This is a genomic window from Paenibacillus wulumuqiensis, from assembly GCF_000971965.1.
Lineage (GTDB): Bacteria > Bacillota > Bacilli > Paenibacillales > Paenibacillaceae > Saccharibacillus > Saccharibacillus wulumuqiensis.
The window spans coordinates 370944-387897 of the sequence record NZ_KQ040792.1 but is presented as its reverse complement, the minus strand read 5'-3'; the positions used below and the strand labels follow the sequence as shown (position 1 = coordinate 387897).

Below are 16954 nucleotides of genomic sequence, written 5' to 3'. Positions count from 1 at the left end.
TGAGATCACAGTAAACGTTAACGTTTGTTCACAATTTCGAATCATCCCGCATCCCGGAATGCACAAAAAAGCCGTCCCCAAGGTGGACGACTGATCGCTGCACACTCCAAATTCGGCATCTTGCACAACATCTGTGCATAGCTGCGAATCTATTGCGATAACTTCAATGCAGACTCGAACGGGCGGCCATTCTACCGTTTCGCTTAGATACTCCTATCGAAGCGGCTGCCGATTCCCATATCTGCCAGGCTGCGCCGTGCTTGTTCCTGCTGCTTCTCCTGGGCTTTCTGGTTCTCTTCCTGCGTCTTCTTCAGTGCGTCGAGTGAGGCCTGCTGGGCAGACCGTGCAGAATCGGTCGACGATGTGGAAGAGGAACTGCCGCCGGATGAACTGGAGCTTTGGCTGATCTGGCGTTCGAGCTGCTGGATTTGCTGCTGAATCTGCTTGATCTGCTGTTCGCTGTCTGTGCTGTCTTTGTCTGTACTGGATTGCAATTTGGTGAGCTGTGCTTCCAGCGCTGTTTTCTGTTTTTCCAGCGCGGATGTATTACTGGTGGATTGGGTTGACGTATAGGCCACTAAAGAAGTGGATGAGATTTGCATGGATAAACACCTCTGGTCCGTAGATTACCCCTCTCCTTGTACCAGTATTCCCTTTTCATTTATCGGAAGAATATGTTGATTTGTGTATATGGTCTACAGAAAATGACCATACGGTCCAGAGCAATGTCCAGACGGTATGGTCACTTTTAATTTAAGCCGGTCTCTGCAAATGGATTACGGATACTGTAGAGATGTATTTTGTGCACCTGCATAGCTTAATGCATATTGTTTGGCAGCAGCAGGACTCAGTACAGAATACGCGTAGTTGCTGGATGGCTTCCAGGTAGTCACCGGCAGATTGGAGTTAATAGCCGGCGAAGAACCCGTATCCTTGAATTGTCCACTCCGTTTGGTACTCGGATCGACATTGATGATTGCGCTGTTGCCATCTCCATTAAATGCATTGCCTTCGGAATAGATTTTGGCGTTGGTTGCTACAGTAAAGCCCAGTTTATAGTTCTGAATCAGATTGTTTTTGACATGGAAGTAACCATAGCGCATCAGGCCGGGTGCGCGTGTATAGACATTATTAAAATAGTTATTGGTCAACGTCAGATGCGGCAGGCCGGTATATTGTTTTACACTTGCATCGTCATCATTGGGCCATCCCAGAATCAGACCATAACGATGATCCGTGAATTTGCTGTTGGAAATGGTAATATAATCTGCTCCACTGCCTACGTACATCAATTTATCAAGGTCATGACCGTTGGGATCGTATCCATGGCCTTCAAGTGTAACATGATCGACCCAGTAATTCTGCCCATTGTTAATGTAAAGTGGAATATCGTTATTCTCATTAATGTTTGCGGTATGGGCGATGACCAGATTCTTGATGATCACATTGTTGGAACTGCCGGTCGTTGTCAAATATACATTGGTCAGCTTGTTATTATTATAAGCGCCAACAATCGTTTTATTGGCTCCCAGATTAACAATGGCTTTGCTGGAAGAACTGATATTTCTGCCTACAACAACCGTCTTTCTCTGGGTGTCCCCTACCTGCCGTTTCAGCTCGTCCAGTGTATTTACCGTAACAACAGCGCCACCGTTACCACCTGTAACGGATGACTTGGATTGTCCGTATTCATTTTTGGCAGCACCTGCAAATCCGGTCAGGCCTTGCATAGGGTCCGGATAATTGCTTGCAGCCTGGGTCGCAGGTGCGCTGAATGCGCTTCCCAAACCGATACAAAGAGCGGCAGCAAGAATCCACCGGGGAGTATGTAGAGATTTAACGCTTGATTTTTGTACCATCGAATTTCCTCCTTAGGTATGATGCATAACAGATTAATTTTTTGTAGTAGTAAATTTATGCATCCATTGAATTTTAAAGGAAATACTACATATTGTGAATGTCAGAATACCGAATATTCTCTGCCCGATTGTATAGTTAAAAATCAAGGCGCAAATTTGAGTACCAAAGGATTTAAATTTGTTTATTATTAACATTGATATAAATATTACGAAGTGAAGGATGAAAAAAAGACACTCTGTATGTATCAGAGTGTCTTTTCCTGTGTGTCTGCCAATTATTATTCTGTGCAGAATATTGAAATAAACAGATCATTGTAATGATTAATCGGCCTCATTCACCGATCAGAACTTGAACTGGCCTACCAGCGCACCGAGACGTTCGGCGCTTTCGCTCGTTTTGATTGCTTCGACGGATACTTCATTGGCTTTGTCGAGTACAGCCTGCGTAGCGTCGGCAATCTCTTCGGTGCCGTCGGCGGATTCGTTGTTGGAAATGGAAATCTCGTTAATCGCCTGTGCCAGATTCTGCACGGATGCGCTCAGTTCTTCGCTGGTTGCGCTGAATTCGCTAACCATGCGGTCGATATAACCGGCATCCTGGAGATAGGATTCACTTGTTTCCCGCATCATCTGATAATCCGCCCCAATGTCGGTGGCCAAGAATTCCATCAGACGTGCAGTATATTTCTGCAGGTTGTTGACCGAATTGACGACCTGCTCGGTAATGCCCTGAATCTGGCCAACCGTATCCTTCGAAGCATCCGCCAGATTACGAATCTCATTGGCTACGACGGAGAATCCTCTGCCTGCTTCGCCTGCCCGTGCCGCTTCGATCGATGCATTGAGCGCCAGCAGATTGGTCTGCTTGGTAATCTGCAAAATGGAATCACTGAGCGACTTGATCATCTCGACGGATTGAGACTGGGCCAGCGCTTCGTCCAGACCGGCTTTGACATCGTTGTAGACGACTGTGGTCGCTGCGATGGATTCATCCAGCTTGCTCTTCAGCGAGCCGGCACGTTCATTGATCACGCCTGCCTGTTCCGCACCTTCCTGGGCGCCGACAGCGATCGACTCGATCGCTTTTTCAAACTCGGTTGTCGAGGCGCTGATCTCCTGTGACGAAGCTGCGGTCTCTTCCATCCCGGCAGACATGTTCTGTGTCGTGGCCGATACATCCTGCAGCTTCTGGTTCATATCCATAAAGCCTATACGCGCCTGCTCGCTCGCCTGACGCAGCTGGTCAATCTCGGCAGTGACGGCATTGATCATACGGTGGGTGGACTGCTGCATCGCATCCATGGAGCGGATCAGCACGCCGGTCTCGCCGGAACCCTGCTTGTATTTATCCGGCAGGGTATGGGAATAGTCGCCCCGGGACATGCGTTCCAGCTGCTGGGAAGCCAGCTGCACCGGACGGACGATCGTGCGTACGACCAGGAACAGTACGATGGCTGCCAGGATCAGACTGATCACGGTGATCATAATCATGGTCGTAATCATGGAATGCACACGATCCATATAGATGCTCACCGGCTGCATGGAGACGATGTTAACATTCAGGTTTTTATCCTTTACAAATGAAGCCATATACCGTTCACCGTTGATGGTGATAAATCCGGTACCCCGGTCCTGCGACTGGATCTGCTGGTACAGCGTACCGGCATCCAGCTTGCTCAGGTCTGTTTTCATAATCTGGTCCTTGTTCGAAGAAGCGATGATCAGACCGGCCTGGTTGGTGACCACCGTATTGAGCTGATGATCTCCATCCTGCTGTACTACATCCTGCAGCAGTGTATTCACATTCAGCGGTGCGCCGAAAATAGTAAGCGCGTTGGTGTCAGCTGCTGCATTTGCCTCCTCTGCATCATCGCCGCCAAGCACATTGCCGACAACGATCACCATGCTGCCCGATACCGGCGACAGCATAATATCACTCATGAAAGGACCCGGCTGCTGCTGTACTTTGGGATACCATGGGTCGGTCTCGGCAGTCAGTACATGACCAACCGAAGCGCCGTTGATGCCATCCATATAGATTTTGCCATTATGGGAGAAGAAAATATTCTCATACAAACCATTCGATTCTTTCAGCTTCTCGGTAATGTTATCCTGGATACGCTCGAACTGCTCCGGGCTTCCTTGGCCAGTCGTATCCAGGCTGTTGAAGAAATCCATATTGTACGGATCTTCCACGATCGCATCAGCGACCGCCACTTGGGACTTAACCGCCATATTCAGTTCTTTTGATTTTTCTTGGGCGATCGCAGCGATAGACTGGGCATTTGCCTGTTCATAAGAGCGGGTCACCGTGTAACCCACCACTACCATTGATAGCACCATCGGGACAATAATACACAGCGCGGCAATGCCCAGAATGCGGGCGGACAAGCTTTCCATACCTTTTTTGATAGCGTTCATACAGTCAAGTAACTCCTTATTCAGTAATAGTATTTGAAAAGATTACGACATCCTGGATAACAGTCATCTCTATCTTTATGGGATTTACGTTAGATCAATACTCACAAATAAATGAACATCCACATCCTTTTATGCAACTTATGAACCAGTAACTTATACCTATCTAAGTAAGTATATCCTATTTTTCGACATTTGAATCATCTAAATCTTAATTTTAAATAATATTTTTTCAAATTAAATTGCCAGCGAAGTAGCCGAACGTTTTCATGTTATTTTTTGCGTAAAATCGAAACCGGCGAACAATCCGGCGCGTATGTAGAAGATAAGAAAACGGAAGGAGGTTACTCCGATGGGTCTTATCAAAAGTATTCTTAATCAGGTACTCAAGTCCAAATCAAGTTCAGGCCACCGCCGTCACCGTTCGTATAGCAGCAGCGACAGGTCGTACAGTCGCAGAGGACACTCACATAATCAATATGGTCATGGACACTACAGGCGCAAGCGCGGCAGCAGCTCCTACAGCAGCAGCTGATATAGAACAGCCTGCCATGGACATAACGTATACAATAAAGCAGCACAAACAGCCCTTTCACATCCGTGAAGGGGCTGTTTGTTGTAGATGGAATAGGCGGTTCAGGCTTACTGTCTGCTCACAGCTCGGCCAGAATTGCCTCGAGCTCGGTGATGATCTCAGCTGCATCGGTGTAGGGCGGATCGATCAATAGCAGTCTGCGCAGCATCCGCCGGGTCCGGGGATGGATCTGCAGTTCCTGTTCCCAGCTGCGTTCCTGCTGGCCGTCCAGATCGTCATACGTGCTGTAGAGCAGATACAGCAGCAGATGACCGATCCCGTAAAAGTCGCTGCTCACATCAAGGCTGCGGCGGATCTTCTTCTCCTGCTCGTCGCCGCTGACCAGCTCATCCAGCTCATGGACAAGCTCAGGCGGCTCCTCCTCCCGCCAGGTCAGCCCAAAGTCGATCAGATGCGCCGTGCCGTCATACCATAGCACATTGGACAGGCTGATATCCCGGTGGATCAGTCCCTGATGATGCATCGTCTGCACAATATCCAGCAGCTGGTGCATCAGCTGCAGCGATTCCTGCTCGGTAAACGTACGCTCTTCTTCAAACAGCAGCTGCCCGATGTTCATTCCCTGCATATATTCCATCGCCAGACACCGCTGGCCTTTGTAAATAAATGAATCCAGCAGCGTCGGCACCTGCTTGTGCCGGAGCCGGCTCATCGCCTGCAATTCCCGGTCATAGATCAGCTCTGCTCGCTGGCGGCCGCCGCGCAGGGGGTGAACCCTTTTCAATACACAGAGCTCGCCGGTGACCCGATCATCACACCGGTAGGCGACGCCGTAGCTGCCTGTTCCCAGACGCTCAATTATCCGGTAGCGCTCCCGAATGACCTGTCCGGGTCTAAAGTTCCGCTCCTGCAGCCAGCGCTGGATATGCCCGTTCATTCGCTGTAATGCTCTCAATCCCTAAACCAGCCTTTCGCCATACATGATCAGAATGCTAATTAGTATACTGCCCCGGAGCGGCACAGGTTTCAACCGAATGGCATACAGGTGCTTTCAGCGAATAAACAGGCTGATTACCTGCGCTTGCCTTGGTCTTCCTCAATCGCAGGCAGATCGTCCTTTTTCTTGACTTTGTCGCGGAACTTGCGGTAGAGACGGCTGATGCTGTCCGGAGTAACATCAATGCCGCGCTCATACGCATATTTCACCGAATAGCCCAGTGCGAGCGTCACTGAACCGGCGACGCCTGCACCGACGACCGAACCTGCACCCGGGAAAATTTTGCTGATCTGAGCGAACAGGCTTTTGCCCATATTGCCGACAATCGAAGCGATGACGATCTCCTTGGCGGTCTCCCGGCTGAGCGGGCGCTCGTACAGTGCTGCCAGGCGGGTCAGCAGACCGATCTGGATCGCGGTCAGCGGAATGATGTCCGCTCCCGGGATCGGCGCTGCTCCGATCGCTCCGGCAGAAGTGGCTGCGCCGATAATCCATTTGTTCGCGGTAGAGGACTTTTCCTTGATCGTACGGGCGAACAAAATGTCCTTACTTTTTTTTTTGAGCATGTCGAGGATGCTTCCTCGCAGCTTGTCGATATTCTGTCCGGTGCGCGACGAGATCGGAATGACCTCGTATCGGTCCCCGGTCTCCTGACGGATGCGGCGTACGAGCCGGTCGATCTCATCAGCGGCATCAATCTTGTTCAGTACGATCAGGATATTGGTATTTATCTTCTCCAGCGCTTCCAGTGACTTGTTCTCCGCTTCGGAGAACACGGTACCGGCCGCATTGAGGAAAAACAGCACCACATCGGTCTGGCGGTAATAGTCACGGGTGACGCTGGAATTATTGACATTAACATCATTCAGTCCCGGTGTGTCGATCAGTACGATCTTCTCCCGGTAAGGATATGGCCGGATCTCGGTCGTCTCCCCCGGCTCGGCACCAACACCGGCCACCTCGTCTCCGATAATCTGGTTAATGGTGGACGATTTGCCGGCATTAACGTCACCGACCAGTGCAATCATTACCTCTTCTTCCATCTGACGGTTGATCTCATCCATTTCCTGGTCAAACGCCTGATCGGCGGCTTTGCGGATCGTTGCTTTGAGCTGCTGGTCTTTGCTGTTCATTTCAGTCCTCCTTATTTGAATTGATAGATCAGTACACTGCGGTCATGATCAAACTGCCAGTCCAGATACAGCGCTTCGACTTCAAGGCCGAGAATCTCGGGAATACGGCTGTGGTACAGAAATTCATTGCGTTCCAGTACACGCTTTGTTTTGCGCAGCATCTCCTTGGCCCCCTGCCGCAGCAATTCCTGCTCCAGCGGAATCAGCAGACCGTCACGGACGATCACCAGCAGGCGTTCATCCATCCAGAAGCTGTATATGCGGTCCGGAACCCGCTCGACACCATTTGTAATCTCACTGGTCCGTTCATTCACTTCATACTGATGGGGGAAACTCTCCGCCGTCTCTGCAAAAGCATCCCCTTCCAGCAGACCCACGATCATCCCGGAGAAATCCCGTTCTTCCCAGTCGTAATACATATCCTTGATCCGGATACCAAACTGCTCCTTCATATCCCGAGTAAAGTTTTGCAGCGTGTATTCCATCATCAGCTCCCGCAGGGTGCGAAAAACATCGGGATCTTCCTTTTGCCGCACGATATTTTCCATACGGGTCCCGATAAAATTCTTTAAATGAAGAATAATACAGCGTTCGTCCAGCCAAATGCCGACTTCCGGGCACTTGCTCTCATAATATTCATTAATTCGCTTGGTCATATATACAGCAACAGGATGATCTGTAGACATCCTTTTCATAAAAAAGGCTCCCCCTCTATCTATTCGTATGCTTTACCGGACGAATCAGGCTTTCTATTCCCAGCCTGCCAGCACCAGCTTGCCAATCGTGCTGCCGGACCCGGACGAGTCACACTGCCAGCATAATACACTTGATCGCCGGGTTTGAATCCCTGGACCTGCTCGCCGACCGCTTCGAACATGCCGGCGACATCCCAGCCGTGAATCACAGGCTCCGGTTCTATCCTGTCTTTGGGGGCACGGAGCTTGGTATCGACCGGGTTCACAGAGATCGCCTGTACATGGACGAGCAGATCATGTCCGCTCGCCTGTGGCCGGGGAAGCCGCAAATCCTGCAGACTGTCCGGCTGTTCAATTGGAAGATAGCGTGTGAGTCCTACTGCTTTCATTTCTGCCATTAAGGGTTCCTCCTCTGCATCGGTTTATCCGGGTAAGGACGTATCCGCTACTCTGTCTATTACTTTTAACTTTTAATATAGTACCCCTTTTCGGCAGCATTGATGTGCCGGGGTGAAGGTCATCCCTAATTTATTCGCATTTTCTGTCCTGTTCCGCATATTTATCTGGTATTTATCTGACAGTATGGCATTGAGCCTGTTATTTATCTGCCGTTCTACTGTTGATGAGATTCCCTGTCCGCCCGCATAGCGCCATGCTACAATGCGCTTGTATGAAAGCGATTGCATATTTGAAGATTATAAATTCTTCATATAACAAACGATAACAAATGCATGCTGAACGAATAGCAAGTGAGCAGCAAATGAGCAGCGACCAAGCCATGGACGAGCTGCGGCTGAACGGCTGGTTTCCAGCCGAAAGATGGATACCAGGGAGAGGATGACAGGTGATGAGACTATCTGTATTTACCGTATGTACACCCGATCTGACGCCGGAACAGCTTATTGCTGCTGCGGCAGACGCCGGAATTGAAGGAATCGAGTGGCGCTATGCCGGTATCCCGGCCGATGCTGTCCAGGAAGCACCTTCCTACTGGCGGCACAACCGCTGCTCCATTGATCCGAAGACTTCTGCAGAGCAGCTGCAGACGATCCGCTCGGCTGCCAAGCAGCGGGGACTGCGCTCGATTGCACTTGTTCCCTATCTGAAATGCGGTGATCTGGACAGTGCCCATCAGGCATTTGATACGGCGCAGCAGCTGGGCGCGTCGATGATGCGTGTCGGTATTCCGCGTTATGACAGGCAGCGGCATTATGAAGATCTGGAGACCGAAGCGATCCGTTATCTGTCCAGCATCCAGGAGCTGGCCAGCCAGTATGGCATCAAGGCACTGGTCGAGACCCATCACGAGACGATTGCGCCCAGCGCTTCCATGGCGATGCGGCTGGTCGGGCATCTCAATCCGGCTCATGTCGGCGTACTGTATGATCCCGGCAATATGGTGCATGAAGGATATGAGAATTATCGCATGGGTATTCAGCTGCTCGGTTCGTACCTCGCGCATGTGCATGTCAAAAATGCCGGCTGGCTGCGCAGTGAAGAACGCTGGCAGTGCCAGTGGCTCCCCCTGCTGGAAGGCAGCGTACCATGGGAGCAGATTATCGCCGATCTGGCAGCTGCAGGATATGACGGTTATCTGGGCATTGAAGACTTTAGCGGACAGTTCGGTTCGGCCGGGATGCTGAACCATTTTGCCGGAGTATTCCGTGAGCAGCTCCAGCAGCATGGAGAGGAGGCACAATCGTTATGACCTCATCCATACGTGTGGCCGTGATCGGCATTGGCAATATGGGCAGTACCCATGCACGCACCCTGCTGTCCGGCACGATTCCCGGAGCGGAGCTGACAGCCGTATCCGATGTACGGGCATCCATGAAAGCTTGGAGCCGGGAAAATCTGCCGGAGTCTGTCACGTTCTGGGATGATCCGGAGCAGCTCATGCAGTCAGGCACGATCGACGCTGTGCTGCTGGCTACACCGCACAAGGATCATCCCGGCCAGGCGATCACCGCTCTGCGCCATGGTCTGCATGTGCTGGTGGAGAAGCCTGCCGGGGTGAGCACCCGTGAAGTGCAGCAGATGAATGATGCTGCGGCTGCCGCGCCCGGCAGCGTATTTGCGATTATGTACAACCAGCGGACCAATCCGGTCTATCGCAAGCTGCGTGATCTGATTGCTGCCGGAGAACTGGGAGAGATCCGCCGGCTGAACTGGATCATCACCAACTGGTATCGGGCGCAGAGCTACTATGATTCCAGCGGCTGGCGGGCGACCTGGAGCGGTGAAGGCGGAGGTGTGCTGATCAACCAGTGTCCGCATCAGCTCGATCTGCTGCAGTGGACGACCGGGATGATGCCGTCGCGCATCCGTGCCTTTTGCCGGTTCGGTCGTTACCGGAATATCGAGGTGGAAGATGATGTGACCGCATATGCCGAATACGATAATGGGGCCAGTGCCGTATTCATTACGACTACCGGCGAATATCCGGGGACCAACCGTTTTGAAGTGACCGGGGACCGCGGGAAGATCGTGATCGAGCAGGACAAGCTGACCTTCTGGCGGCTGCGGGAACCCGAACCGGTGTTCAATGAGCGCTATGAAGGCGCGTTTGGACATCCGGAATGCTGGCAATGCGATATTCCGATCGAAGAGACCGAGACCGGGCATCCCGGCATTATCCGCAACTGGATCGAGGCGATTCTTCACGGCACACCGCTGATCGTGCCCGGTGAAGAAGGCATCCGCGGACTGACACTGTCCAATGCGATGCTGCTCTCCACCTGGGAAGATGACTGGGTCACTCTGCCGATAGATGAAAAACAATTTGAAGATCATTTGGCCCGGCGGCGTGAGGAATCGACCTTTTCCGGGTATATTACGGATAAAGAATCAATGCCAGCGGATATGAGCAAAACGTACAAATAACAACTAAATACCAACCTGCATAGCAGTGTGAAAGGAAGATCAGAATGAGCAAGGATGGAATGTTTTATGCGCCGACAACGGAGTATCAACGTGAACCGGTCTGTGGACCGGGTGAATTCCCGATTGCAGTCGCGGCAATGGATCACGGGCATATTTACGGGATGTGTGCCGGTCTGGTCGAAGCCGGAGCGACCGTCAAATGGATCTATGACCGCAATCCGAAGCGACTGGCTTCCTTTCACAAACATTATCCAGAGGCGCAGATCGCCTCGTCCATAGCGGAGATTCTGCAGGATGAGACAGTGAGGCTGGTCGCCGCCGCAGCAATCACTTCCGAACGCGGGCCGCTCGGCGTGCGGGTGATGCAGGCGGGCAAGGATTACTTTACCGATAAAGCGCCCTTCACAACGATGGAACAGCTGATCGAAGCACGGATCGAGACCGCCCGCACCGGACGCAAGTACATGGTCTATTACAGTGAACGGCTGCATGTGGAGAGTGCCATCTATGCCCAGCAGCTGATCAGCCAGGGAGCGATCGGAAGAGTCGTTCAGTTAATGGGCACCGGGCCGCATCAGCTGGTCGCGAACAAGCGGCCGGACTGGTTTTTCCGCCGGGAGCAGTATGGTGGCATTCTCTGTGATATCGGCAGTCACCAGATCGAGCAGTTTCTGACCTTTACCGGCTCTGCCGATGCGATGATCAATCACAGCCGGGTCGCCAATTTCAATCATCCGCAGTATCCGGAGCTGGAGGACTTTGGTGAGATCTCCCTCACCGGGGACAGCGGGGCTTCCGGTTATATGCGGGTCGACTGGTTCACACCGGACGGACTCGGCACCTGGGGAGACGGACGGACCGTGCTGCTCGGAACAGACGGTTATATCGAACTGCGCAAATACATCGATATCGCCCGCGATCCCATGCGGGATCATGTGTATCTGGTCAATCACGAGGGAGAGTATCATTTTAATGTATCTGGCAAAGTGGGCTTCCCGTTCTTCGGTCAGCTGATCCGCGATGTACTGGATCGGACCGAGACCGCGATGACACAGGATCATGCCTTCAAGGCTGCCGAGCTGTGTCTGCTTGCCCAGCAGCGTGCCTGGGATCAGCCGGATGGTCTGCTCGGATTTGGCACACCGCAGGGAATCACAGGCAGATTGCATTATAACCGATAGTATCCGGCGCCGGATGGTCTGCAGAGGCAGGTCAGCCGGCGCTTTGTTTATTGGCATCACAGGCCCGGCATCGGCAGTCAGGCTGCAATCAACGTAATTTCCGTTTCCCCTGCCTGCTACCTCCTCTATTATGTATCTTCGGACTCTTTATAATTTCTTTCCGGTAAAAAAGCAATTCTGCTGATTCCCTTTTCAAAGTAGTGATACAATGGGATCAATGATGTAAGCGCTACCGAAAAGGAGAAGATTGCCCATGCCGGAGACGATGCAGATGGATCATGCGATTACTTATGGATACCGCTCTGCCGAACCTTTTCACCCGCCGGCGGTCGACGGGTTTCATTCTCATCTGCAGTATGAGATCTATTACTTTCATGAAGGCATCTGTACCTATATTATTGGCGAACACAGTTACCATCTGCGTCCGGGAGATGTGCTGCTGATGCATGGACGGACACTGCATCGGCCGCATCCGCAGCCGGATCATCCGTATGTGCGTTCGACGCTTCATTTCGATCCGACCCTGCTGCATGAATATATCCGGCAGGAGCATGTCAGCGGACTGCTGCTGCCTTTTGAGCAGTCCGGCAACCGGCGCATTTCTCTGACCCGGGAAGAACAGCCGGAATTCGAGCAGATGCTGGCCCAGCTGGCCGCGCTGCCGCTGGCAGAGCAGGGCAAGGTATCCTTTCGCTTTATCCTTAAGCTGTGTGAGCTGCTCTCCATGCTCGCCAGCCGCTGCCGGGAAGAGCAGACCGACAGCAGCCGGGCCGGCAAAGAGCTGTATGTGCAGCATATTCTCGATTATATCGAGACCGGCTATATGCATGAGATTACCCTGGAGCAGATCGCGGATCATCTTCATTTATCCCGTGCCTATATTGCGGCTCTGTTCAAGGAATGGACCGGCATGACCATTTTTAAATACCTGTATCATCGCCGAATCAGCCAGGCTCGGCTGCTGCTCCATTATCAGCGCGAACTGTCGATCACCGAGATCAGCCGGTTGTCCGGCTTCAAGCAGCCGGCTCACTTCAGCCGGATGTTCAAGCAGATGGTCGGCTGTTCGCCGGAGAGTTATCGCTCCCGGCCGGATTACGATTCGTGGTAATCTGTGCTGCATGAACCTCCCGCTTCCGCCTCCAATCTCTCGCCGCTGCAGAGAAACCATTCTCTGTACGCCTGCCTGTACTTCATCTAAAAACGCATTTTGGAACTTCATTACGCTGAAGGTGCTTTGGCAGGCCGGCGAAATGGGTATGTGATATAGAGAGAATACTGTATTACCATTCCCATCACTACTGAGGAGGCCAATTTATGAAAGCCATCGTCATTGAACAATATGGAGATAAAGATCAGCTCAAACAAATGGAAGTTCCCGATCCCGTTCCCGGTGAACATCAGGTTGTCGTCAAACTCAAAGCGACCTCCATCAATCCGATCGACTGGAAGCTGCGCGCCGGATATCTGAAAGGCATGATGGACTGGGAGTTCCCGATTATTCTTGGCTGGGATGCCGCCGGTATCATTACCGAAGTCGGCTCGGCCGTCACCGAGTGGAAAATCGGCGACAAAGTATTCGCCCGTCCGGAAACGACACGATTCGGCACATATGCCGAATACACACTTGTCGATGATCATCTGCTCGCTCCACTGCCGCCGGCTATCAGCTATCAGGAAGCAGCTTCGGTACCGCTGGCCGGTCTGACCGCATGGCAGGCACTGTTCGATCACGGACAGCTCAAAGCCGGGGAAAAAGTGTTGATTCACGCCGGTGCAGGCGGCGTCGGCAGCCTGGCGATCCAGCTCGCCAAAAATGCACAGGCTCATGTCATTACAACCGCGAGCGCGCAAAATGCCGAATTCCTCAAATCGCTCGGTGCGGATGAAGTGATCGATTACAAATCGACCAACTTTGCCGAAGTACTGTCCGATATCGATCTGGTATTCGATACTATGGGTGAACAGATTCAAAAGGACAGCTTCAAAGTGCTCAAGCGCGATACCGGTCGCCTGATCTCCATTGTGGGTCAGCCGGATGAGGACATCGCCCGTGAGATGAACGTTACCGCCAAGTCGATCTGGCTGCAGCCGGATGGCAAGCAGCTGCAGGAGTTCGGCCAACTGATGGAACAGCGCAAAGTCAATGCGATCGTCGGCACCGAGATTCCCTTCTCCGAAGAAGGACTGCGCAAGGCGCATGAGCTCAGCGAGACGCACCACGCCAAAGGCAAAATCGTCATTACATTCGAAGATTAATATTGCTGCCGTTCACCATCCTGCTGGCGATTGGGTCGTTATCCTGTTATCCGGCGGTTCATGACAGAGCCACTGCCAATATATGCTGCTAATATAATGAACGGTAACATCATCCCCATCCCGCAAGGAGGTGCAGCCTGTGTGGCTCATTAATCCATCGACTGCGTTCCCTGATCCGCTGTTCCGTATCATCTGGCTGCTGGAGCTGATCGTGCTGCTGGTGCTTGTATTGGCTGCATTCCGGTGGTCACGCCGTGCCTGGGTCGGCAGTATCGTCCTGTTCGTCATCGGTCTGGCTGCCACCCTGCCCGGCTGGATTCACCAGCTGATCTACCCGGACCCGATCGGCGCCATGATCGATATTCCGCTGCTGCTGATGTTTCCGCTGATGGCGGTCAGCCTGGTCTGGGCAATCATCGCGTGGATCATGCGCCTGACCTCTGGTCGCCGCAAGGCCGGCTCCATATCCTAATGGAAAGCAGCTGCGGTCTGTACGAATACAGCGGGCTGAAGGGAAATATAAATTGATCTGTATCCAAAACAAAACAGCCGCTTCGCATGACCGGTAAGAACATAACCGGTGATACGGAGCGGCTGTTTGTTGTGCTGCTTTATATTGCGCTTGCTGTACTGCTATATATCGTGCTTGATACGCTGTGATTCACTGTATTTTTTTCGGCTGCTTTTATAAAAAAGACAGTCCGTTACATACAGTGCATCCCAGGCTTATTGTCCAATAATCTGACGAATTCCTTCCGTGATCGGTGTCAGCGGACGACCGAGCAGCTTTTCAAAATCACTGTGGTCGATCTCCAGATGGCCTTCGCGGATACCCTGCTGAATGCCCACCAGCATCGGCAGGATAAATTCAGGCAGACCGGCGGCTTTCATAATCTCTGCATACGTCTGATCATCCACATGCTGTACGGTAACTTCCTTGCCGAGAACCGTACCGACAGCAGCAGCCAGTTCATCCTGGGTGAGCAGCGGCCCGGACAGTTCATACGTCGTATTCTCATGTCCGGCTGGCAGTATCGCTGCAGCTGCTGCTGCGTAATCGTCCTGGGTCGCCCAGCCGACTTTGCCGGAACCGGCGGAAGTGACCCATGGCGCCCCTGCCTGAACCGCCTGGATGGTGGACAGTTCATTTTCCAAATACCAGTTGTTGCGCAGGAAGGAATACGGGATACCAGCAGCCAGAATTGCCTGTTCTGTTTCTTTGTGGACAGGGGCCAGCATCAGCTTGCTCTCCTGGGCATTGGTTACGCTCGTGTAGGCGATAAAGCCGACATTGGCGCGCGCTGCCGCAGCGACTGCGTCTTTGTGCTGACGGATGCGTGTCTCGTTATCGCCGTCGGCAGAGATGATCAGCAGACGATCCACTCCGGCAAAAGCCTGATCCAGCGTATCCGGCTGGTCGAAATCACCGTGACGCACATCGACGCCCAATACGCGCAGATGCTCGGCTTTGGCCGGATTGCGCACGCTGACAGCCAGCTCGCTGGCAGGTACGGTCTGCAGCAGTTTCTCAACGATTTTGGAGCCCAATTTACCGGTTGCACCTGTTACTAAAATAGTCATTTGTATTCCTCCTGATATGTTGTAATAGTTTTTGTTATAACATATATAGTTACAACAAATGTATAAAATAAAAGCTCTGTGAAGAGCCTTTATTGTTCCCTGGTTTATATCTCGGCAAGCTGCTTGTTCAGCTGGTCCAGTGTGGTTCGTGCCAGTCTCTGTTCCATTGCATTCTGCGCATCACGCAGCTCCTGCTGCAATACCTGCTCGATATTGCGGCCAACCTGACAGGCAATATTCGAATTATCATGAATGCCGAACAGCTGGTTCTCATCAGCGGCATGTACTGCACGGTAAATATCCAGCAGCGTGATCTGTCCGGGCTCCTTGAGCAGATAGGCACCACCTACACCTGCACGAACCTCGATCAAGCCTGCCTTTTTGAGCATACCCATAATGCGGCGGATTACCACCGGATTGGTATTTACACTCGCTGCGATAAAGTCACCGGTACATTCCAGCGGACACATATCGATCAGCGACAGGGTGTGCACCGCCATGGAAAAGCGTGTACTGATCTGTTTCATTTGTATCACCACCGTTGTAACCAGTATAGTTACTACCCGGCAGACTGTCAACATGTAAAAAGGCAGTACCGTGTTCCAAAAAGAATGTCTGCCTCTTCTATACGGAAGCGGCGTCCGCCTGCAGCTGCTCGGCGGTCGTGCGGACGATTAGCTGCAGCGCACGGGACATGAGGCTGATCGGCAGTGACGGCAACGACGGCTTGTGCAGCGCCATCTCGGTCGATGCCGGGAAATGAACGAATCCGGCCAGCACTTCCGGCCGCTGCTGCTGCAAGTAGTCGAGAATGCCATACATCGTATTGTTGCAAATAAACGTACCGGCGGTGTTGGAGATCTCGGCCGGAATGCCATTTTCCACGAGTCGGTCGGTAATCCGGCGAATCGGCAGGGTTGCAAACATTCCATCCGGACCGCCTTCATGAATCGGCACGTCGATCGGTCTGGCATTGCGATTGTCCGCATAGCCGGCACTTGGCTCTACACTTTTGATATTGACAGCGATCCGCTCCACGCTGACGGCAGTCCGTCCGGCAGCAAGTCCGCAGGCGATGACTGCATCCGGTCGGAATTCCTCCACCGCCTGGATCAGCAGCTCTACACATTCGTCATAATGCACCGGCAGCAGCAGCGTGCGCAATTCCAGCGTCAGATCGGACCATTTGTGATCCGCGATCACTTCCAGCAGATATTCGGTCGGGTTGATTGTATGTCCACCAAACGGTTCAAATCCGGATATCAATATTCTCATCAGTGCATCCTCCTTGGTCATAGGTACGGGTACATCACTAATTCGCAGCGGAGCATCTGTATTCCTCTTTTTACCAGTAAACTTCTGCTAACATACAGATCCGGATTTCTGCCAAATATTGTTGATCTTCTATTTGAC

At 52.2% G+C, this 16954-nt stretch carries 17 protein-coding genes; 7 read left to right on the top strand and 10 right to left on the bottom strand.

Going from position 1 to position 16954, the window contains the following annotated elements; genetic code table 11:
* Nucleotides 1-203 precede the first annotated feature (203 nt).
* The 3 genes from WH45_RS01685 to WH45_RS01675 form a co-directional block, all read right to left on the bottom strand.
* On the bottom strand, nucleotides 204-602 hold the full coding sequence (locus WH45_RS01685; protein ID WP_046212649.1) for a FlxA-like family protein: 399 nt from the start codon (nucleotides 600-602) through the stop codon (nucleotides 204-206).
* A gap of 174 nt (nucleotides 603-776) precedes the next feature.
* Entirely contained in the window at nucleotides 777-1859 is a 1083-nt protein-coding gene (locus WH45_RS01680; protein ID WP_046212648.1) for a pectate lyase family protein, read from the bottom strand.
* A 342-nt stretch (nucleotides 1860-2201) separates the two neighbouring features.
* Nucleotides 2202-4280, bottom strand: a complete 2079-nt coding sequence (locus WH45_RS01675) for a methyl-accepting chemotaxis protein (protein WP_046212647.1) — start codon at nucleotides 4278-4280, stop codon at nucleotides 2202-2204.
* Between the two features lie 349 nt (nucleotides 4281-4629).
* On the opposite strand from WH45_RS01675, the gene WH45_RS01670 reads away from it, so the two are divergent.
* Nucleotides 4630-4812, top strand: a complete 183-nt coding sequence (locus tag WH45_RS01670; RefSeq protein ID WP_046212646.1) for a hypothetical protein — start codon at nucleotides 4630-4632, stop codon at nucleotides 4810-4812.
* A 118-nt stretch (nucleotides 4813-4930) separates the two neighbouring features.
* Here the strand turns inward: WH45_RS01670 and WH45_RS01665 are convergent, their stop codons facing one another.
* The 4 genes from WH45_RS01665 to WH45_RS01650 form a co-directional block, all read right to left on the bottom strand.
* Nucleotides 4931-5767: a serine/threonine protein kinase gene (locus tag WH45_RS01665; RefSeq protein WP_152663460.1), complete on the bottom strand. Its 837-nt coding sequence runs from the start codon at nucleotides 5765-5767 to the stop codon at nucleotides 4931-4933.
* 116 nt (nucleotides 5768-5883) lie between these two features.
* Complete coding sequence (locus tag WH45_RS01660; protein ID WP_046212644.1) at nucleotides 5884-6942, bottom strand: YcjF family protein; 1059 nt, start codon at nucleotides 6940-6942, stop codon at nucleotides 5884-5886.
* Nucleotides 6943-6953: 11 nt separating this feature from the next.
* Nucleotides 6954-7637: a Na-translocating system protein MpsC family protein gene (locus tag WH45_RS01655; RefSeq protein ID WP_046212643.1), complete on the bottom strand. Its 684-nt coding sequence runs from the start codon at nucleotides 7635-7637 to the stop codon at nucleotides 6954-6956.
* Nucleotides 7638-7657: 20 nt separating this feature from the next.
* Nucleotides 7658-8035, bottom strand: a complete 378-nt coding sequence (locus tag WH45_RS01650) for an alcohol dehydrogenase catalytic domain-containing protein (RefSeq protein WP_046212642.1) — start codon at nucleotides 8033-8035, stop codon at nucleotides 7658-7660.
* A 449-nt stretch (nucleotides 8036-8484) separates the two neighbouring features.
* On the opposite strand from WH45_RS01650, the gene WH45_RS01645 reads away from it, so the two are divergent.
* The 6 genes from WH45_RS01645 (at nucleotide 8485) to WH45_RS01620 (ending at nucleotide 14432) form a co-directional block, all read left to right on the top strand.
* Nucleotides 8485-9345 (top strand): sugar phosphate isomerase/epimerase family protein, encoded by an 861-nt coding sequence (locus WH45_RS01645; protein ID WP_046212641.1) that lies wholly within the window; start codon nucleotides 8485-8487, stop codon nucleotides 9343-9345.
* A complete protein-coding gene (locus WH45_RS01640) occupies nucleotides 9342-10520 on the top strand; it encodes a Gfo/Idh/MocA family protein (RefSeq protein ID WP_046212640.1) in 1179 nt (392 codons plus the stop codon). The genes WH45_RS01645 and WH45_RS01640 overlap by 4 nt, the downstream gene beginning before the upstream one ends.
* A gap of 44 nt (nucleotides 10521-10564) precedes the next feature.
* Entirely contained in the window at nucleotides 10565-11701 is a 1137-nt protein-coding gene (locus WH45_RS01635) for a Gfo/Idh/MocA family protein (protein ID WP_046212639.1), read from the top strand.
* Between the two features lie 253 nt (nucleotides 11702-11954).
* Nucleotides 11955-12812 (top strand): AraC family transcriptional regulator, encoded by an 858-nt coding sequence (locus tag WH45_RS01630; RefSeq protein WP_046212638.1) that lies wholly within the window; start codon nucleotides 11955-11957, stop codon nucleotides 12810-12812.
* 206 nt (nucleotides 12813-13018) lie between these two features.
* Entirely contained in the window at nucleotides 13019-13960 is a 942-nt protein-coding gene (locus WH45_RS01625; protein ID WP_046212637.1) for an NADP-dependent oxidoreductase, read from the top strand.
* Between the two features lie 139 nt (nucleotides 13961-14099).
* Nucleotides 14100-14432 (top strand): hypothetical protein, encoded by a 333-nt coding sequence (locus WH45_RS01620; RefSeq protein ID WP_046212636.1) that lies wholly within the window; start codon nucleotides 14100-14102, stop codon nucleotides 14430-14432.
* Between the two features lie 254 nt (nucleotides 14433-14686).
* Here WH45_RS01620 and WH45_RS01615 read toward each other — a convergent pair whose 3' ends face one another.
* The 3 genes from WH45_RS01615 to WH45_RS01605 form a co-directional block, all read right to left on the bottom strand.
* The gene (locus WH45_RS01615) at nucleotides 14687-15541 is read right to left on the bottom strand and encodes an SDR family oxidoreductase (protein ID WP_046212635.1); all 855 of its coding nucleotides are present in this window, start codon (nucleotides 15539-15541) and stop codon (nucleotides 14687-14689) included.
* A 104-nt stretch (nucleotides 15542-15645) separates the two neighbouring features.
* A complete protein-coding gene (locus WH45_RS01610; RefSeq protein WP_046212634.1) occupies nucleotides 15646-16068 on the bottom strand; it encodes an Rrf2 family transcriptional regulator in 423 nt (140 codons plus the stop codon).
* A 97-nt stretch (nucleotides 16069-16165) separates the two neighbouring features.
* Nucleotides 16166-16816: a pyroglutamyl-peptidase I gene (locus WH45_RS01605; protein ID WP_046212633.1), complete on the bottom strand. Its 651-nt coding sequence runs from the start codon at nucleotides 16814-16816 to the stop codon at nucleotides 16166-16168.
* Between the last annotated feature and the right edge of the window lie 138 nt (nucleotides 16817-16954).

What these genes read in the sequence shown, in the direction of transcription:
- WH45_RS01635 (WP_046212639.1), top strand. Translation starts at nt 10,565, where the DNA reads ATGAGCAAGGATGGAATGTTTTATGCGCCGACAACGGAGTATCAACGT.
- WH45_RS01675 (WP_046212647.1), bottom strand. Translation starts at nt 4,280, where the DNA reads ATGAACGCTATCAAAAAAGGTATGGAAAGCTTGTCCGCCCGCATTCTG.
- WH45_RS01605 (WP_046212633.1), bottom strand. Translation starts at nt 16,816, where the DNA reads ATGAGAATATTGATATCCGGATTTGAACCGTTTGGTGGACATACAATC.
- WH45_RS01670 (WP_046212646.1), top strand. Translation starts at nt 4,630, where the DNA reads ATGGGTCTTATCAAAAGTATTCTTAATCAGGTACTCAAGTCCAAATCA.
- WH45_RS01610 (WP_046212634.1), bottom strand. Translation starts at nt 16,068, where the DNA reads ATGAAACAGATCAGTACACGCTTTTCCATGGCGGTGCACACCCTGTCG.
- WH45_RS01615 (WP_046212635.1), bottom strand. Translation starts at nt 15,541, where the DNA reads ATGACTATTTTAGTAACAGGTGCAACCGGTAAATTGGGCTCCAAAATC.
- WH45_RS01655 (WP_046212643.1), bottom strand. Translation starts at nt 7,637, where the DNA reads ATGAAAAGGATGTCTACAGATCATCCTGTTGCTGTATATATGACCAAG.
- WH45_RS01680 (WP_046212648.1), bottom strand. Translation starts at nt 1,859, where the DNA reads ATGGTACAAAAATCAAGCGTTAAATCTCTACATACTCCCCGGTGGATT.
- WH45_RS01685 (WP_046212649.1), bottom strand. Translation starts at nt 602, where the DNA reads ATGCAAATCTCATCCACTTCTTTAGTGGCCTATACGTCAACCCAATCC.
- WH45_RS01660 (WP_046212644.1), bottom strand. Translation starts at nt 6,942, where the DNA reads ATGAACAGCAAAGACCAGCAGCTCAAAGCAACGATCCGCAAAGCCGCC.
- WH45_RS01640 (WP_046212640.1), top strand. Translation starts at nt 9,342, where the DNA reads ATGACCTCATCCATACGTGTGGCCGTGATCGGCATTGGCAATATGGGC.
- WH45_RS01630 (WP_046212638.1), top strand. Translation starts at nt 11,955, where the DNA reads ATGCCGGAGACGATGCAGATGGATCATGCGATTACTTATGGATACCGC.
- WH45_RS01625 (WP_046212637.1), top strand. Translation starts at nt 13,019, where the DNA reads ATGAAAGCCATCGTCATTGAACAATATGGAGATAAAGATCAGCTCAAA.
- WH45_RS01645 (WP_046212641.1), top strand. Translation starts at nt 8,485, where the DNA reads ATGAGACTATCTGTATTTACCGTATGTACACCCGATCTGACGCCGGAA.
- WH45_RS01650 (WP_046212642.1), bottom strand. Translation starts at nt 8,035, where the DNA reads ATGGCAGAAATGAAAGCAGTAGGACTCACACGCTATCTTCCAATTGAA.